The organism is Ruania halotolerans, assembly GCF_021049285.1.
Lineage (GTDB): Bacteria > Actinomycetota > Actinomycetes > Actinomycetales > Beutenbergiaceae > Ruania > Ruania halotolerans.
The window spans coordinates 1282694-1299894 of sequence record NZ_CP088017.1 but is presented as its reverse complement, the minus strand read 5'-3'; the positions used below and the strand labels follow the sequence as shown (position 1 = coordinate 1299894).

Below are 17201 nucleotides of genomic sequence, written 5' to 3'. Positions count from 1 at the left end.
AGCGCCGGGCCGCACGAGGATCTGTGGATACCGGTGTCAGCCAGCGAAGGCCGGATACTGCACTCCGCTGGCCAGTTCGGCCCAGCCATTCCCGGATCGGCCGTACAGCACGCCCTCATCCGTGGTCAGGAACAGTTCGCGCTCGCCATTGCCTGCCGCCACCTCGCGCGTGCCCGGCACGCTCGGCAATCGCGTGATCGGACCACCGAGTGGCACCAGATGGACGCGCTCGGTCTGCTGCGTGGTGCCGAGGACGGCAAGTGTGGAGCCGTCCAGCCAGACCAGGTCAGTAACGTCTTCGATCCCCCGGGCAATCGTGAGCGACTCGCCGAGTGCCGTCGGCACACCTCCGGTCCCGGTCACCACCGAGAACACCAGGGCCCGCGTGGTGTCACCATCCTGAACCACCGTGGCCAGGCGCGTACCGTCGCGGCTCACCCGGATCACCCGCACCTGCAGGCCTGCCAAGGCCTCTGCGGCCACGGTCGCCCTCGTCTGCTGCTCGCTCGGGCGCACCACCATCAGCTCGCCGTCGTTCTCCTGCGCGCCGGTCCAGACCCACCCGTCCGGGCCATACGAGGGTGGGAGGAGGTCCGGCCCGGTATGCAGCGGCTCCGGCTCGGCGGAACTCGGCAGCGCCACCAGCTGATTCGTCCCGGACAGGACCACCGGCGGGGCGTCGTCATAGGGCAGCGCCACATGTGCGGCGTCCAATCCCACCAGCGGTGCCACATCGGGCACCGGCGTGAGTTGAGCACCGTTGAAGGAGACGAGTTCCTCGTCCGCGCTGATCATCATCGGTGAGCGGCCTACCAACGGGTCCACCGTGAGCTCAGGCCGTTCCTGCGGCTGCTCCAGCGGCACGCCGTCGACTGTTACTGAGACGCTCTGAACCTGGGGAAGGCGCACCAGGGTTTCGGTGATCTGCGCGAGCAAGAGTGCCCGATCGGCGGCGGAGGCTGATTGTGCCTCCCTGGTCAAGGGAACGGAGGCGACGCCACCGGAGACGGTGACCGAGTCGATCGTCAAGCCCGTCCCGGCCGGGATCGCCGAGACCACTGCCGGGCTCATCCATTCCGCCACCCCGGCGAGCAGTCCGCGGATGGCGTACGTCGCGGCATTGCGCTGAGGGAACCATCGCGGATCCGGCACCAGCGCCGATGCATCTGAGGAGAGATAGTAAAGCGGCGTCTGCCGATAGAGAGTGCTGAAGTTGACCTCTGAGATCAGCACCCCTTCCGGCAGCGACTCGATTCGCCATTCACCGTCCTCTTGCTCCAGTTCGTAGGTGAGGGTGGTGGTCGATCCGGGCGCCGCTTGGGTGTACACCCCGACGGCGTTCACGGTGGCCGCGACGGCGGCCGTCACCTCCACCACCCCTTCGGTGGGTTCGGCGTACCGGAGCTGGACCGATGCGTCGTAGACGATCACCTGGTCCGCGGAGGCCCAGGTTCCAGCGGTGGACGCGGTGAGGAACTTCCGGGCTTGGACGAAGTCGTCGGTGGTACCCACCACCGCGGCGGACTGAAAGCCCCGCACGATGGAGTCCGGGGGGTCGCCGGGGGTGGGGTCCTCTCCCACCACGTAGCCAACACCCTGATCCGGATCGGCCTCCACTCCGGGTTGCACAGGCCCAGAGGTAGGCAGGCTCGCGCATCCGGCGAGCACCGCGGCGCTCACTACGGTGGCCCATGCGGTGCGGCTCCATCGTGTCATCGCTCGCCCTCCTCGTCGGGCACCATCGGCTGCCCAGCCGGTGGGGTGGCGAGTTCAGGCAGCGCCGCCGGCCCCGCCGGATCGAGGGTGTGCACCGGCTCTCGTTCAATGCGGATCGGCTGCAGTTCGAGCGGTGGTCGTCCGATCTCCATACCGGCACGCCGCGGGAGGGTCAGCCGGAAGGCCGCTCCCTCTCCTGGGCTGCCCCACGCGTCCAGCCCTCCGCCGTGCAGGCGAGCGTCCTCCAACGCGATTGCCAACCCGAGCCCGGTGCCGCCCAGGGTGCGAGTTCGCGCGGGGTCCGCTCGCCAGAATCGGTCGAATACGCGCTCTGCCTCGGGTGCGGTCATACCGATGCCATGGTCTCGCACCAGGATCGAGACGGCCCTTTCGTGCATTCCCACCCGCACCTCGATCGGGCGGCCCTCACCGTGTTCGATCGCATTGACGAGCAGATTGCGCAGCACCCGCTCCACCCGCCGAGCGTCCATATCCGCTGTGCATGGCCTGCTCGGCAGATCGAGCGTGAGCGTGCAACCACGCTCAGCGGCAATAGGATCGGTGATCGAGACCACCCGCTCCACCACGTCCCGCACGTCCAGTTGCTCCACGTCGAGGACCGCAGCGCCGGCATCGAACCGGGAGATCTCCAGCAGGTCCACCAGCAGGTTCTCAAATCGGTCGAGCTGGTTCTGCAGCAGTTCTGCCGAGCGAGCCTGGGTGGGCGGGAACTGCGCGCGGGCCTGATAGAGCACCTCGGCGGCCATCCGCACTGTGCTCAACGGGGTGCGTAGCTCGTGGGAGACGTCGGAGACGAAACGTTGCTGCATGCGCGAGAGTGCGGCGAGGCGTTCGATCTGATCCTGCAGGCTGGCGGCCATCTCGTTGAACGAGGCGCCGAGCCGCGCGAGCTCATCGTGGCCACGGACCTCCATTCGCTCGGTGAGTCGGCCGTCGGCGAGGCGCTCGGCCGTGCGTGCCGCCTGCCGCACCGGGTCCAGCACCTGGCGGGTGAGGTACCAGGTCATCCCCAGGAGGAGAACCACGAGGGTGATCGCCCCGACGGCGAGCACTCGTTGCAGCAGTTCCAGGTTCGCCTGTTCCGGCGCCAGGGAGTACACCACGTACAGCTCGTAGGCGCCTGCCACCGGGATCGTCACCGGCGCACCGACCACGATCCCGGGCTCGCTCGTCCCGTTCACGGCTGGCAGCGCGACGGACTGCCACTGCTGGAACTGCTCCTCGCGGACGCGCTCGCGTAGGTCATCCTCGATCACCGAGCGCAGCGACTGGTCCGTGACCGGAGCGAAGATGAGCACCGGCGAATCCGGGTCCGGTGAGGGGAGTAGCAGCACGCCCTCGATGTCCACGGCGGTCTGCTGGAGAAATCCCACCGCGGAATCGGCGAGCCGCTGAGCGTCTTGAGCGGTGCCCACAGTGGCCGAGTCGAACTGGTCCTGAACCTGCTCGGCACGTCCGGCGGCGTCGGAGAGCACCTGGTCGCGGCGCTCTTCGAACAGCCCGTCGCGTACCTGGTCCGAGAGCAATGCCGCCAGCAGCGCGAGCGCCAGCGTTCCCACCACCACAGTGGACAGGGCCACCCGGAGGCGCAGTGAGCGCCGCCAGGCGCGCATCCCGAAACGTGCCCGGCTGCGGATCCAGCGGCGCATCCGGTGCAGGCGGATCCGGGCGGCACCGGAAGGCCGGGATGGTCCGCCGGGGCCTTCGGCTCCGGCACGGTCGCTCGTGCCCGGAGCGCCGGCGCCGGAGGGCATCACCGGCTCGGTCACTGGACCGGAGTGCCCGCCCGGTACCCGACGCCCCGCACGGTCACCACGACCTCGGGATTCTCCGGGTCACGTTCGACTTTGGCGCGCAACCGCTGCACGTGTACGTTCACGAGCCGGGTGTCCGCCTGGTGCCGGTAGCCCCAGACCTGCTCGAGGAGCACCTCCCGGGAGAAGACCTGCCACGGTTTGCGGGCGAGGGCCACCATCAGGTCGAACTCGAGCGGGGTGAGGTTGATTGTCTCTTCGCCCCGCGTCACGCGGTGCCCGGGCACGTCGATCACCAGATCCCCGATGAGTAGCCGTTCTGTGCCCTCGTTGTCGCGGTGGCGCAGCCGAGCTCGTACCCGGGCCACCAGCTCAGTGGGTTTGGCTGGTTTGGCCATGTAGTCATCGGCCCCCGCCTCCAGGCCGTGGACCACATCGGCGGTGTCCCCTTTGGCAGTGAGCATGATGATGGGAACACCCGATTCAGCCCGGATCCGGCGGCAGATCTCGATGCCGTCCATTCCCGGCAGCATCAGGTCGAGCAGCACCAGATCCGGCTGCACCGAGTGGAATGTCTCCATCGCCGTCGATCCGTGTGCGCAGAACTCCGTCTCGAAACCCTCGGACTGCAGGACGATGCCGATCATCTCCGAGAGAGCGGCATCATCGTCAACCACCAAGACGCGTGCATTCATCTCCCTATCGTCGCACTTCCACTCGTCGGACGGCGGGAGTTGCTCGTGCGAAGATGGCGGGAGTAGCGCATGACGTGAGAGGAACACCATGTCGAATCCCGGGCAACCACCACCCGAGTCGCAGGGTTCCAGCGGCTGGGGGGCTCCGGACGCCGGCCAGGGCTGGGGCGCACCCGACCCCGGTCAGGGCTGGGGCACGCCGAACCCCGACGGCTCCCAGCAGCCTGGTCCTGGTCAGCAGCCCGGCGGGTACCAGCAACCAGGCGGGTATCAACCATCACCCCCGCCGGGTGGATACCCGCCGCCGGGATCCGTGCCCACCGCACCGCCCGGCGGGCAGGCAAGTTACGGCCAGTATGGCGCCGGAGGCCCGGGGCCGTATCCGCCAAGTGGCCAGTTCGCCCCGCAGCCAGGGGTGGTGCCACTGCGCCCCCTCACTCTCGGGGAGATCTACGACGGCGCAATCCGCTCGATCCGGGCGAACCCCGCGGTCATGTTCGCCCTCTCGGCCGTGCTCGTCACGCTCGCGGTGGCGGTCCAGGGCATCGCCACCTGGGGCATGCTCGAAGATCTGAACAGGCTGGTGGCGGATCCGAACGCCATGAGCGACATGGAGAGCCTGGACACCCTCACCGCCACCGTCCAGTCCGGACTGCTCGGCTTCGGTATCTCCGGGGTGATCTCATTCCTGATCACCACGGTGCTGACGGGTCTGCTGATCCACTCGGTGAGCCAGTCGGTGATCGGGCGGAAGATGAGCCTCGGGCAGGTGTGGGCCGCCGTTCGCGGTCAGATCCTGCGCCTGCTCGGATTGAGCCTGGTGATCGGCCTGATCGTTCTCGTGGCGGCCGCCGTCCCTGCCGGCCTGATCGCGCTCAGTGCTTTCACCGGCGAGCCGGCCGTGATCGCCCTGGTCTCGGTGTTCGCAGTGCTGGTGATGGTGGTGGCGATGATCGCGGTGATCGTCTTCACCGTGCTCGCCACTCCCGTCCTCGTGCTGGAACGTTCGGGCATCTTCGCGGCGCTGCGCCGCTCCTTCCTGCTCACCCGCCGGGCATTCTGGCGAATTCTGGGGATCTACCTGCTCACCGCGCTGCTGGTCGGGATTCTCTCCAGCGTGCTCAGCTATCCGTTCGGCGCCGTGGGCGCTTTCATGGGCAGCCTCACGGCGATCCAGATCTCCAGCCTGATCGGCACCGTGGTGGCGCTGGCAGTGACCACGCCGTTCATGGCCGCCGTGACCGCGCTGCTCTACATCGACGTACGGATTCGCACCGAGGCGTTGGACGTCGAGCTCGCCCGGGCCGCCGAGGCCGCCTGAGCCGATGGCTGGCTCGCACCCGCGGGACGTCCCGCTCACGCCGTCCGCAGACGAGGCGCGAGCGTGGGCGGAGGCAGAGCTGAGCAAGGGCATCTACAACGACGACCCGACTCTCCTGGAGCAGCTGATCGAGTGGCTGCAGGGCCTCTGGGCACGTATCACCGAGATGAACACCTCACTCGGACCGGTGCTGGTGCCACTGCTCGTGCTGGCCGCCCTCGGGGTGATCGTCGTGGTGGCACTCATCCTCGGCGGGCCGGTGCGGCGTCGGCGTGCGGCTCGCACCGCCAGCAGCGAAGTGCTGAGCGCCGATGACGACCGTTCGGCGGCTGATCTGCGCGCGGCGGCCGAGGCGGCGGCTCGAGCCGGCGACCTCTCACTCGCCGTGCTGGAACGGTTCCGTGCCGTGGTGCGCGCCCTGGATGAGCGCGCCATCCTCGAGGACCGTCCGGGCCGCACGGCGCATGAAGCAGCCGTCGACGGCGGCGCGCGGCTCCCGTCCTGCGCCGAGGATCTGCTTGCCGCATCACGCCTGTTCGACGAGGTCTACTACGGTGACACGACACCGGCACGAGCAGACTACGAGCGTCTGTGTGCGGTGGACCGGCAGGTGGGCAGCACCCGCCCGGAGCGCCAGCGCACGACGGTGGTGGGCACCTCGTGAGTACGTTCCTCGCCCGTGGCGACCTCGCGGACAGTCCGCGCAGCAGCGCAGCTGAGCGAACGTCGAACCGCAAGGGCGTGCTGATCGCGATCGGCTGCGTGCTGATGCTGTTGCTGGGCACGCTGATCCTGCGGTTGCTGGCCCCGCCGATCAGCTCCGTGCCGCTGAGTTCGACCAACCCGGAACCGGAGGGTGCCCGCGCGGCCGCTCAGATCCTGGGCGAGCACGGCGTGCAGGTCCGGGAGGTGCACACCACCCAGGCCGTGCTGGACGCGGCCGGTACGGGAAGCACGGTGCTGCTCACAGACCCTGCTCTGTTGCGCGAGGAGCAGCTCAGCGCGCTCAGCGGCGTCGGTGCCGATCTGGTGATAGTGAACCTGGACTTCGACTCGATCGAGGCGCTCACCGACCACGTCACGGCCACCGGGGGCGGAGCTCACACCAGCTATGACGCGCGCTGCGCGGACGAGCACGCCACGGCGGCCGAGGACATCGTCACGGCGGGGCCGGGCGTGCAGGTCAGCGACGGCGTCGTGGGCTGTTTCCCGATCGAGGGTGAGGAGGATCAGACCTCCTACGCGATGGCCACCTGGACCGAAGGGCAGCAACGTTGGTCGGTCGTGCCGAACTCGTACCCGCTCTCCAACGAGGGGATCGCCGAGGCAGGGAATGCGGCGCTGATGTTGCGGCTACTCGGCCAGCACGAACGGCTCACCTGGTACGTTCCCGATCCGCTCGATCCGTACTCCACGGGATCGGACCAGGCTGCCCCGGAGCTGCTCCCGCCGGAGCTCGTGTCCCTGGCGGCGCTGCTGGCACTCACGGTGGTGCTCTGGCGCGGGCGCCGGCTGGGACCCGTGGTGGTTGAACACCTGCCGGTGGTGGTTCGCGCCACCGAGACCACCCGGGGGCGGGGGCGGCTGTACCGCCGTGCCCGTGCCGTCGAGCACGCGAGTTCGGCACTGCGGGCGGGCACCATCCGGCGGCTGGCTCGCCGCACCGGGATCCCTCGCACGGCCGATCCTGCCGAGGTGGTCGAGACCCTCGCCCGCGCGAGTGGGCGGCCACCGGAGGCGATCGACTCACTGCTGTACGGCCCACCACCCACTGACGACGCATCACTGCTCGCACTGACGAACGCTCTGGACACCTTGGAAGGCGAGGTTCATCGCACATGAGCACCACCCCACCGGAATCCGGCCACCAGCCGGACCACAGCACTCAGCCGAACCACAGCCCCCTGCCGGACCACCAGGGCCCACAGGACCCGTACCCCTACGGTGGGCAGAACACGAACCAGCAGGGCGCCGCACAGGGGCCCGAGGGAGCGTCAGGGCAGTACCAGCCATCCGCTCCCCCACCTGCTGAACCTCCGCCGTCGGGAGCTGCACCTTCTGCACCGGCGCCCGCTGAATCTGGGGGCGCAGGGCCGAACGGACCCGCGTACCCCACCTCGGCGCCCACCCAGCCGCAACCAGCTCCCCCGGAGGAGACGACGACGCAGCAGGAGATTCGCGCCTCACTCGCCCGGGTGCGCACCGAGGTGGCCAAGGCCGTGGTGGGGCAGGACGCTGCGGTCACCGGCCTGGTGATCGCCCTGCTCTGCCGCGGGCATGTCCTCCTCGAAGGAGTGCCTGGGGTAGCGAAGACGCTCCTCACCCGCACCCTCGGCGCCTCCCTCGACCTGGAGATGAAGCGGGTCCAGTTCACCCCGGATCTGATGCCCGGTGACGTGACCGGTTCCCTCGTCTACGACGCCCGCACCGCCGAGTTCTCCTTCCGGGAGGGCCCGGTGTTCACGAACCTGATGCTCGCCGACGAGATCAACCGCACTCCCCCAAAAACGCAGGCCTCACTACTGGAGGCCATGGAGGAGCGTCAGGTGAGCGTGGACGGCGAGCCGCGGATGCTCCCCGAGCCGTTCGTGGTGATCGCCACGCAGAACCCGGTGGAGTACGAGGGCACCTACCCCCTCCCCGAGGCGCAGCTGGACCGGTTCCTGATCAAGCTCATCCTCCCGATTCCCGAGCGAGCAGCCGAGATCGAGGTGCTGAACCGGCACGCGCACGCCTTCGACCCGCGCAACCTGGAGGCAGCTGGGGTGCGCCGCGTGGCCGGACCGGATGACCTGGCCGCCGCACGTGCGGACGTGGCCGCCGTGGAAGTGGGGCCCGAGGTGCTGGCCTACATCGTGGACATCTGCCGCGCCACCCGCACCTCGCCCTCGCTCTCCCTCGGTGTTTCGCCTCGCGGGGCGACGGCGTTGCTCGCCACCTCCCGTGCATGGGCCTGGTTGTCCGGTCGCCGGTACGTGACCCCGGACGACGTCAAGGCTCTCGCTCACCCGACGCTGCGGCACCGGGTGCAACTGCGTGCGGAGGCCGAGCTTGAGGGCATCAGCGCCGAGTCCGTGCTGGACGGCATCCTCGGGTCGGTCCCGGTTCCACGCTGATGGCGATCACGGGCCGGACCGTTGTTCTCGTGGCACTGGGCATCATTCCGGTGCTGCTGGTGCCAGAGGTGACGACGGTTCTCGTCTGGGCTGCGGGTGTTGCCGTGGTGGTGGCGCTGGATGCGGTGCTCGCTGCGTCGGTCGCGGCCGTTCAGGTAGAGCGACGCACAGCCGGTGCGGTGCGCCGCGGTGAACGGGCCGAGTCCACACTCACCCTGACCAACACCGGACGGCGTTCCTTGCGTGGCGTGGTGCGCGACGCCTGGCAGCCCACGGCGGGCGCGGATGCGAACCGGCACCGCTTGCGGATCGGTGTGGAGGAGTCGCAGCGGGTGCGCACGGCACTGCGACCTCGCCGGCGGGGCGATCTGTACGCCGACCGGGTGACGATCCGTTCCTATGGCCCGCTCGGGCTCGCTGCCCGGCAGGCGTCCCAGGAGGTCCCGGGTGTGATCCGGGTGCTGCCGGAGTTCTCCTCCCGGCGGCATCTGCCGTCACGGCTCGCTCGACTGCGGGAGATGGACGGCCGCACTGCGGTGAACGTGCGCGGGCAGGGCACCGAGTTCGACTCGCTGCGCGAATACGTGGTGGGCGATGACGTACGCGCGATCGACTGGCGGGCCACGGCACGCCGCCAGGAGGTGGTGGTGCGCACCTGGCGCCCCGAGCGCGACCGCAGGGTACTGCTGGTGCTGGACCTGTCGCGGCTCTCCGCGGCCCGGTTGGGCGAGGCCCCGCGTCTGGACGCCGGTATCGAGGCGTGCCTGCTGATGGCCGCGCTGGCCACTAAGGCAGGTGACCGGGTGGATCTGATCGCCGTGGACGACGCGGTGCGGGCTCGCGTGCGCGGAACCCACGGCGCCACGGTGATGCCCACCACCGCTGACGCACTCTCCCAGGTGACGCCTGCGCTGGTGGAACCGGACTGGGCGCGGATCACCCAGGCGGTGCGGGACACGCTCTCCCAGCGTGCCTTGGTGGTGCTGATCACCGGCCTGGAGGCGGGGGCGGCCGAATCGGGGCTGTTGCCGGCCGTGGCCACGATCGCCCGGGATCACCAGGTGATCGTCGCCTCCGCGACGGACCCGGATGCGGCGGCGCTGCTGCGTGCCCGCGAGACCTCCGCCGAGGTGTTCGACGCGGCGGCGGCTGAGCGCGGCGATCTGGAGCGCGATGCCCTCGCCACCCGGTTGCGTCGTACCGGTGCCGAAGTGGTGGAGCGCGACCCCGAATCGCTCCCCCCGGGCGTGGCCGACACCTATCTCGCGCTGAAGGCCGCCGGCCGGCTCTGAGCTCACCTGCCACCCGACAGCGCTGTCGGAGACGACTTTCGCAGAACTGCGTGACCCTTCCTGCTGTGGCGTGTCCTCCTAGATGGCGATGCGACAAACGCGCTGCGACATCGATCCGTCGCAGGAGGCAGTACCGCACGTCGAAAGCCGTGAGACGACGAGCAGTGAGGAGACATGATGGAGGCAGTTGTCGCCGTCATCGGCGTACTGAGCTGGGGCTGGCTGCTGACCAAGCATTGGAAGTACGGACCCGTAGAAGCCCTCGTCTTAGCCTTCTTCGGTGGCCTCCATCTGCTCACCACCGCGCTGGTCGCCGTCAACGAGATCGCCATCATCGAAGGCGGCCGCCACACGGACCCCAGGATCGTAGTCACGGCGCTGGGCCTCTTCGCTACCGGCTTGATACTGGGGCTAGCACTGCTGCACGTCCGGCATCGACGGGCAGTACGCGGCTACGACCGTCGCATCATCGCGGGATACACCTCGTCCTCATCCCACCCGAGTGTGCTGTCGTGAGGCGTCGAAGCCGGATGGCCTTTTCTGTCGCACTGACCGCGCTTGCGCTGGGCCTAGGAGTCCCGCCAGCTGCAACGGCCGACATCTGCGTCACAGCCGTACAACCACGTGCGCATGAGTGGCAGTGCTCGTATCAGGTGGCCACAGTCCACACGGCCCCAGCACGTGCGGCTGCGGGGCCGGTATCGCCACCGGACACGGAAACCTCCGAGCCGGGGCCTGTTGTCGGAGCGGGAATGATCGCTGGTGGCGTGATGCTCCTTGTCGCTCGACACCGACTCCTGCACCGTCCATAGACTGCTGTTGATTCCCGGCTCCGCCATCGGTGGCGCACCTTCCCCATCGAGGCGCGCATCCAGGTCCCGTGGATGAAGGTGCGTCGATCGCGTGAGACAAAGGTGCCGCCCGCCATGATGGCGGACGGCACCTTGACATGCTCACCTGAGTGGGCTTGCTCTACGCTTGATCACCTGATTCCAGGCGACTGCTACGGCGGCGCGTGATCACCACCGTCGCGAGCCCGAGCAGCAGCAGGAGAGCAGCTGCGGCCGCGACCCAACCGACGGTCGCACCGGTCGCGGGCAAGTCCGGCGGTTCGTCCGGTGTGGCGCAGGCGTTGGCTTGGTCGCTGAGGCCGTTGTGGTTGAGTCCGGCGACGTTGGTGAATCCGGTGTTTCCGTCGGAGTCGCCGTCCTCGCAACTGAACGTGCTGGCATTGGTCTGATCCTCATCGAGGGTCGAGGTGACTTGCACCTGGTAGGTGTGGGTCACATCGGCTCCCAAGGCCACATCAGTGGCCACCACGTTCGCGGCAGCACCTTCGTCGCCTTGACCGGTCCACGATGGTGATGCGCTCACTCCCTCGGGTGTGGACGTCACCGTCGCGGAGGTGATGGTGATCCCGGCGCCGAAGCGCAGCTGATCGGTGAGGGTATACAACCCCTCGGCAGCTCCATCGTTGGTCGCGGTGATCTCATACGTCACCGTCCACTCGCCATTGGCGTCCACGACCGGGTCACCACTGACCTGCTTAGCGATCTCGATCGAGGGCAACGCCGCACAGTCGGTATCGGTGGACTCGTTGCCGTTCTCATCGGTCAGGGTGGCTGCGTTGTTCAGTCCCTGCTCGAGCGAGTTCGACCCGCCTGGTTCAGTACAGGCCGGCGATCCGGTGCCATCGGCATCGGGCTCATCGAACTGCAACGGAACATCAGCGACCACCGTGACCGTGTACACGTGCGGCGCGTAGTCGTCGGCGTCGAGCCCAGCGATCGTCACGTCTGTGGCGATGCGCGTGTTCCCGTCTCCGTCGAACGCGTCCTCGAGGGTGACACCGGCGGGACCGGCGACCTGCACCCCAGCGACAGTGACCTCCTCAGCGAAGAGGAACTCATCATCAAGGTCGTAGGAGGTGGCCTCCCCGCCGACGTTACCGACGGTGAGGTCGTAGACGACCTCCCACTGCCCGCCACCCACAGGGGTAGCAGTGACCAGTTCCTTATCCAGGGTCGGCTTACCGGGCAGGATGCACTCCTCGTCTTCGTCCTCGATGCCGTTCCACTCGACCGTCGCCTCGTTGTTCAAAGCGCCGGGCACTGGCCCGCCATCAGCAGTGGTGCACATCCCGTCAGTGGGGACCTCGACATCGAACAAGTCAGCCGAGTACCGCACGCTCACCTCATAGGTGTGCTCCACCGGTCCCTCCACAGCACCGGCGATGGGCTGATCGGTCACGATGACCGTGTCCTCCACACCATCGAAGCCATCGTTGAGGACGGCCTCCGGTGCGTCGGTGGTGACCTCCTGGACACCAACAACCTCGATCCCCTCACCCGGAGCCAACGTGTCACTCAGGTCATAGACGCCTGCACCCTCACCGGAGTTGGTCACCAGCAGCTCGTAGGTGACGTCATAGACACCGTCCTGGTCCTCGACTGGCATCACCGGCCCCGCGAGGGACTTGATGATGGTGATCAACGGCAACGGGGCACACACATCATCGTCCCGGTCTTCACCGTTATGAGTCAGCTCGGTCGAGTTCGCCAAACCACCGCTCTGGCCCGATCCGGGCTCCGGGCACTCCAGGGCTTCCGGTGTGACCGTCGCCAGGTCGAGGGAGACAGTGACGTCCACCTGGTAGGTGTGCGCACTCTCCTCCGCCAAGGTCACGTCGGTGGAGATGACATTCTCCGGGGTGCCGACATCGCCCTGTCCGGTCCACCCGGCGTTCGTCTCGACACCGTCAGGCATCACGACGACCCCGGCCTCCTCAACAACGATGCCCTCGCCGTACAGCAACCGGTCGGTGAGGTCGTAGTCACCCGCCGCACCACCAGTGTTCGTGGCCACCAACTCGTAACTGATCGTCCACGTCCCATCACCATTGGCCACCGGACCCTCGCTGATCGTCTTCGCGATATCGATCAACGGCAACGAGGCACACACCTCGTCCTCATCCACGATCCCGTTGTGGTCGAGCTCGGTCGAGTTCGCCAGACCGCCACTCTCGCCCGATCCGGGCTCGGGGCACTCCAACACCGACGCATCGATCGTGTCCTCATCCAGCTGGACAGTGACCTGAACCTGATAGGTATGCACGCCATCCATCTCGAGCGTGACGCCGGTGGCCACGACGTTCTCCGCCGCGTCCACCTCGCCCTGCCCGCTCCAGTCAGCGTTCGTGGTCACACCCTCAGGCGCCGTGATGATCGCGGCACTGGTGATCTCGATGCCCTCGCCGTACTGCAACCGGTCAGCCAGGTCGTAGTCCCCGGCTGCGCCGCCAATGTTCTCGGCCACCAGGTCATACGTGATCGTGAACGTCCCATCACCATTAGGCACCGGACCGGACGAGATCGACTTCTCGATCACGATCGCCGCCACCGAGGTGCATTCCTCATCGGCCTCAGTGAGGTCGTTGTGGACGATCTCAGCCGTGTTGGCCAGACCACCACCCTCACCACCAGGCTCAGCCGGGCACTCGTCAACATTCGGGGGACCTTCGATCCCCTCGGCCATCCCGAGCACGACCTCGACCTGATAGGTGTGCACACCACCACCAGGCAGGCTCACACCCTCAGCGATCACGTTCTCCGCAGCGCCCTCGGCGCCCAGACCCGTCCAACCCGCGTTCGCGGTCACACCATCGGGCGTTCCCACGATCGCCGTCGAGACGACGTCGAGGTCACCGCCGGCGCTCATCCGGTCGGTCACGTCGTAGTCGCCATCGGCAGCACCGTCGTTCGTAGCGACGACGTCGTACGAGACCGTCCACGTTCCGTCACCGTTGGGCACGGGGCCGTCGGTGATGGACTTGTCGATGTCGATCGACGGCAGTTCCGCACAGGCCCAGTCGTCCTCGGTCTCACCATTGGACTTGGTCAACTCGGAGGTGTTCGTAAACGCCCGATCCGTCGCGTCACCGTCCTCACCACAGGCCGTCGGGTCATCCGCACCCGAACCCGCACCATCGAGCTGCAACGGAACATCAGCCACGACCGTCACCTCATACACATGCGGCTCGTAGTCCGGGTTGTCCATCCCCTCGATCTCGGCATAACCCGTGATCGTCAGGTTCTCCTGCCCATCCCATGCCGGATCGGACAACACCACGTCAGCCGGGGAGGCTGTTACCTCGGCCGAGGTGATCGTGGCCTGGTCGGTGAAGTGCAACTCATCGATCAACGAGTAATCGGTAGCCGGTGTCTCGATGCTCTCCACCGTGATCCCATACACGATCTCCCACTGCCCGCCACCAATCGGAGTAGCCGAGACCAACTCCTTGGAGTGCTCCGTGTCGCCCCGCGGGGTGAACCCAGCCGGATCACAGTTGATATCCGGGGCCAACGGGTCACCATTCTCATCCACCGAGTCATCCGGGATCGCGGCCTCAGCACACGCCGTGTTCACCACAGCGTCCTCACCAACCGGCTCCTCCAGGACGATCTCGTACTCGTGGCTCTCTTCCGCACCCGGGGCGAGCGAATCAATCGTGAACGCGCCCAACTCCGGCTGCAGATCATCAGAGACCACAATGTCAGTCAACGTGCCCTGACCCGTGTTAGTCACCACCACCCGGTAGCGCACCGTGTCACCAATATGGAACTCCGGATACGTCACCGGATCATTCGCGTCATGCCACACACCATCAACATCCTGAACATACTTCTTCAGGTTCGCCGAATAGTACGTCGCAATCGAGGTCTCCGCCGAGGTCCGCATCACCAGGCGCGTGTTCTCCGCCCGGCCCTGCGCCCGGTTGACCAGCGTGTCGCCACTGTCCATCCCCTCAGTGACAATCGGGACAGTGAAATTGAACGCACCCCGCGGCTCCAACTCATCAGTGATGACCCGCACCGCGGTCGCATCCGCATCGAAGGTCGTCGACCAACCCACCGTATTCCCCGCCGGATCACCCGCCGCACCATTGGCCACATCAGCTGGGTCATCCGACAACGTCGCCGGATCCGCAGTCGTGTAATACACCGTCGCGCCCATACTCACCAACACCGGACCACTGAGCTGGTAGGTCCCGGCCATATCAGTCCCGCGACCATCACCGTTATACGGCAAGATATCGATCGTGTCCGTGAACACCTGCGCCGAGGGATCCTCCGAGACCACATCAACCGTCCACGAACCCTCACCCACACCATCACCAGACACATTCGGAATGAGTTCCTGATCCGCCGTCTTCACAATCGACGTCGCACCAGCAGTGTTCACCGTCACCGCCGCCGTCGCCGCGTCACTCGTGACGCCGTCAACAGTGCCCGTGACGGAGTTCTCCAACCGATCGCCGCTGTCGACGTCGTCGGCGATGGCGACCGAGTACGTCAGGGTCTGGTCCTCGTTCGTCGGAACGCCGTCCAAGGTCCACGTGAGCGTACTGCCGTCGATCTCCGGTTCACTGCCTACCGACGATGACCCGGCCACGTACGTCATGCCGGCCGGAAGGGTGTCGACGATCTCGTAGTCGTCGACCGTCTCGACGATGTCCCCGACGCCATCGGCCGAATAGGTCACCGTGAAAGTGGCGGAGCCGCCCGGATCGACGACCGACGGATCGACCGTCTTGTCTACCGAGGGCGTGACGGACGAGACCCGCAGCACATCCCGACCTTGGGTAGCGAACGGATAACGTGCGTCTGGGGTGAGCGTCCCAAATGAGGTGACGTCGTCCGGGTCCATGCTGCGGCCAGAGTAGATCCAGTCAGCGCTCCCCTGCGTGCTGCGTTGACCTGACCATGTCCAGATGTCCTGATCGGCCCCCGCGCCCTCGTCGACTTCCTGGAGCACGCGCAGGTTCACCCAGGTGTCGGTGCCGACATCTGCAATGTCGTACTGGCTACGTACTGCTCGTACCAGCGACAAGTCGGCTGGCGGTTCCGGCACCCAGTTCAGGGTGTCATCACCACACGGTTCGAGACCATTCGGATCGGCTAGGGGCGTGGCGCTCACCAGGTACTCGACGGGCACGTCGAGCTCCACCGTGTTGTTGTGTGCGTCGACAATGTCATGCCCGGTATATGTGACGTGGTCGGTGTCGAGGATCTGGCAGACGCCGCCCACTGTGGCTGTCTCGTCAGCGTTGCGGTAGTTGACGCCCACGCCGGACCGCACCTCGCTGCCCGGGCTCACTCGGTAGGTGTCAGTCCACTGCCCCGCACTGGACCCCGTGTAGCCAGGGAGCCATCCGCTCGAGTACACACCCGACGTCCAACTCACAGTGGAGGTGTTGTTCTCGGGGTCATCCTCGCTCAGCGCGCCGCTCGGCGACGGGTAGGTGGGGGCAGACGAGTCCATCGTGACCTGGCCCGAGTTCGATTCGGTGATGACCCGAATCTGCACCAGGCCCGAGGCAACCGCCACGGGAGAGGTGGGCAATGGGCCATCGGCCGAATCTTCGGTCGGAACTTGAGCGTGGCTGTAGTCGATCCCGGATAGCGTCAGCTCATACGTCGAGTTGTTGATCCGCTCGAGTGTGCAGTCGGCCACGAACGGCGCCAGCTGCTCTGTTGGGTGATCGCCGCCTGACCACGGATGACCAGTCGCAGAGCCGGTGGTGAAGGGTGAACATGCCTCCGGGCCGACCTGCATCGTTGCGCCGACGGAGTTGCTCACGCTCAACGTGTACGTCTGGGAGGCAGGCCCATCTGCACTGAAGGCGCCATGGAAAAGGGTCCAGTTGAAGGACACGTCGCGCGAGTCCCCGTTGTTCGGCACACCGCCCCGGTTCTCTTCCCAGTGGATGTCCATGAGGAAGTCGTTCTGAACGTCGATCTCGGGAAGCTCAGCCTGCTGGTCGGCAACTGTCGCTGACATGGAGATCGTCTCGCCGTCCAGGGCGGTGACCGTGACCGAGGCGTTCAGCCGCAGGGCCGTGCCCTCGTCGAACGTGCCCCCGTTACACACCAAAGTCGCGCCATCATCGATGATCGCCGACTCCGGATCGAGCGACGGATCATCCTCGTGAGTCAGACACGCAGGCGGGATCTCATCGAACACCCCGCCGACCACCGTCATCGTGATCGTGACGTTGTCGACCGGTTCGTTGCCCGGGGCCGCAGCGTCATCATTGACGTTCGCCCACCAGGTCGCCGCGATCGAGTCCCCGGTCTGCACAGTGTCCGGCGTGTCGTCGTCCCACTCGCCCTCGAGTTCGTACACAGTGGCGGCCTGAGCCGGGATCGCTGCCACCATGCTCGTGACCAGCGCTCCCACCAAGGCGAGGGCCAGCACCGCGGCCCATCGAGTCGTTGTCACCGCCC

General features: G+C 67.0%; 10 protein-coding genes. 6 read left to right on the top strand and 4 right to left on the bottom strand.

All coding sequences use genetic code 11. From position 1 onward, the window contains the following. Positions 1-36: 36 nt before the first annotated feature. The 3 genes from LQF10_RS05670 to mtrA are packed head-to-tail and all read right to left on the bottom strand — an operon-like array spanning position 37 to position 4186. Positions 37-1716, bottom strand: coding sequence for an LpqB family beta-propeller domain-containing protein (locus tag LQF10_RS05670; RefSeq protein WP_231066512.1), 1680 nt, complete (start codon positions 1714-1716; stop codon positions 37-39). Then, positions 1713-3506, bottom strand: coding sequence for an MtrAB system histidine kinase MtrB (gene mtrB, locus LQF10_RS05665; RefSeq protein ID WP_231066511.1), 1794 nt, complete (start codon positions 3504-3506; stop codon positions 1713-1715). Before mtrB ends, LQF10_RS05670 begins: the two co-directional genes overlap by 4 nt. Continuing rightward, positions 3503-4186, bottom strand: a complete 684-nt coding sequence (gene mtrA, locus LQF10_RS05660) for an MtrAB system response regulator MtrA (protein WP_231066510.1) — start codon at positions 4184-4186, stop codon at positions 3503-3505. Before mtrA ends, mtrB begins: the two co-directional genes overlap by 4 nt. Positions 4187-4274: 88 nt before the next feature. Here mtrA and LQF10_RS05655 point away from each other — a divergent pair, with 88 nt between their 5' ends. The 6 genes from LQF10_RS05655 (at position 4275) to LQF10_RS05630 (ending at position 10431) form a co-directional block, all read left to right on the top strand. Further along, positions 4275-5507, top strand: a complete 1233-nt coding sequence (locus tag LQF10_RS05655; protein ID WP_231066509.1) for a DUF7847 domain-containing protein — start codon at positions 4275-4277, stop codon at positions 5505-5507. 4 nt (positions 5508-5511) lie between these two features. Then, a complete protein-coding gene (locus tag LQF10_RS05650; protein WP_231066508.1) occupies positions 5512-6171 on the top strand; it encodes a DUF4129 domain-containing protein in 660 nt (219 codons plus the stop codon). Then, on the top strand, positions 6168-7349 hold the full coding sequence (locus tag LQF10_RS05645) for a DUF4350 domain-containing protein (RefSeq protein WP_231066507.1): 1182 nt from the start codon (positions 6168-6170) through the stop codon (positions 7347-7349). Before LQF10_RS05650 ends, LQF10_RS05645 begins: the two co-directional genes overlap by 4 nt. Continuing rightward, positions 7346-8623, top strand: a complete 1278-nt coding sequence (locus tag LQF10_RS05640) for an AAA family ATPase (RefSeq protein WP_253073035.1) — start codon at positions 7346-7348, stop codon at positions 8621-8623. The genes LQF10_RS05645 and LQF10_RS05640 overlap by 4 nt, the downstream gene beginning before the upstream one ends. Then, a complete protein-coding gene (locus tag LQF10_RS05635; RefSeq protein ID WP_231066506.1) occupies positions 8623-9915 on the top strand; it encodes a DUF58 domain-containing protein in 1293 nt (430 codons plus the stop codon). Before LQF10_RS05640 ends, LQF10_RS05635 begins: the two co-directional genes overlap by 1 nt. A gap of 177 nt (positions 9916-10092) precedes the next feature. Further along, positions 10093-10431, top strand: a complete 339-nt coding sequence (locus tag LQF10_RS05630; protein WP_231066505.1) for a hypothetical protein — start codon at positions 10093-10095, stop codon at positions 10429-10431. 456 nt (positions 10432-10887) lie between these two features. Here the strand turns inward: LQF10_RS05630 and LQF10_RS05625 are convergent, their stop codons facing one another. Next, positions 10888-17196, bottom strand: a complete 6309-nt coding sequence (locus tag LQF10_RS05625; RefSeq protein ID WP_231066504.1) for a DUF7507 domain-containing protein — start codon at positions 17194-17196, stop codon at positions 10888-10890. Positions 17197-17201: the final 5 nt, after the last annotated feature.

Bases quoted from the DNA above. Each gene is read 5' to 3' on its own strand.
- LQF10_RS05670 (WP_231066512.1), bottom strand. From the start codon at position 1,716: ATGACACGATGGAGCCGCACCGCATGGGCCACCGTAGTGAGCGCCGCG.
- mtrA (WP_231066510.1), bottom strand. From the start codon at position 4,186: ATGAATGCACGCGTCTTGGTGGTTGACGATGATGCCGCTCTCTCGGAG.
- LQF10_RS05655 (WP_231066509.1), top strand. From the start codon at position 4,275: ATGTCGAATCCCGGGCAACCACCACCCGAGTCGCAGGGTTCCAGCGGC.
- LQF10_RS05650 (WP_231066508.1), top strand. From the start codon at position 5,512: ATGGCTGGCTCGCACCCGCGGGACGTCCCGCTCACGCCGTCCGCAGAC.
- LQF10_RS05640 (WP_253073035.1), top strand. From the start codon at position 7,346: ATGAGCACCACCCCACCGGAATCCGGCCACCAGCCGGACCACAGCACT.
- LQF10_RS05635 (WP_231066506.1), top strand. From the start codon at position 8,623: ATGGCGATCACGGGCCGGACCGTTGTTCTCGTGGCACTGGGCATCATT.
- LQF10_RS05630 (WP_231066505.1), top strand. From the start codon at position 10,093: ATGGAGGCAGTTGTCGCCGTCATCGGCGTACTGAGCTGGGGCTGGCTG.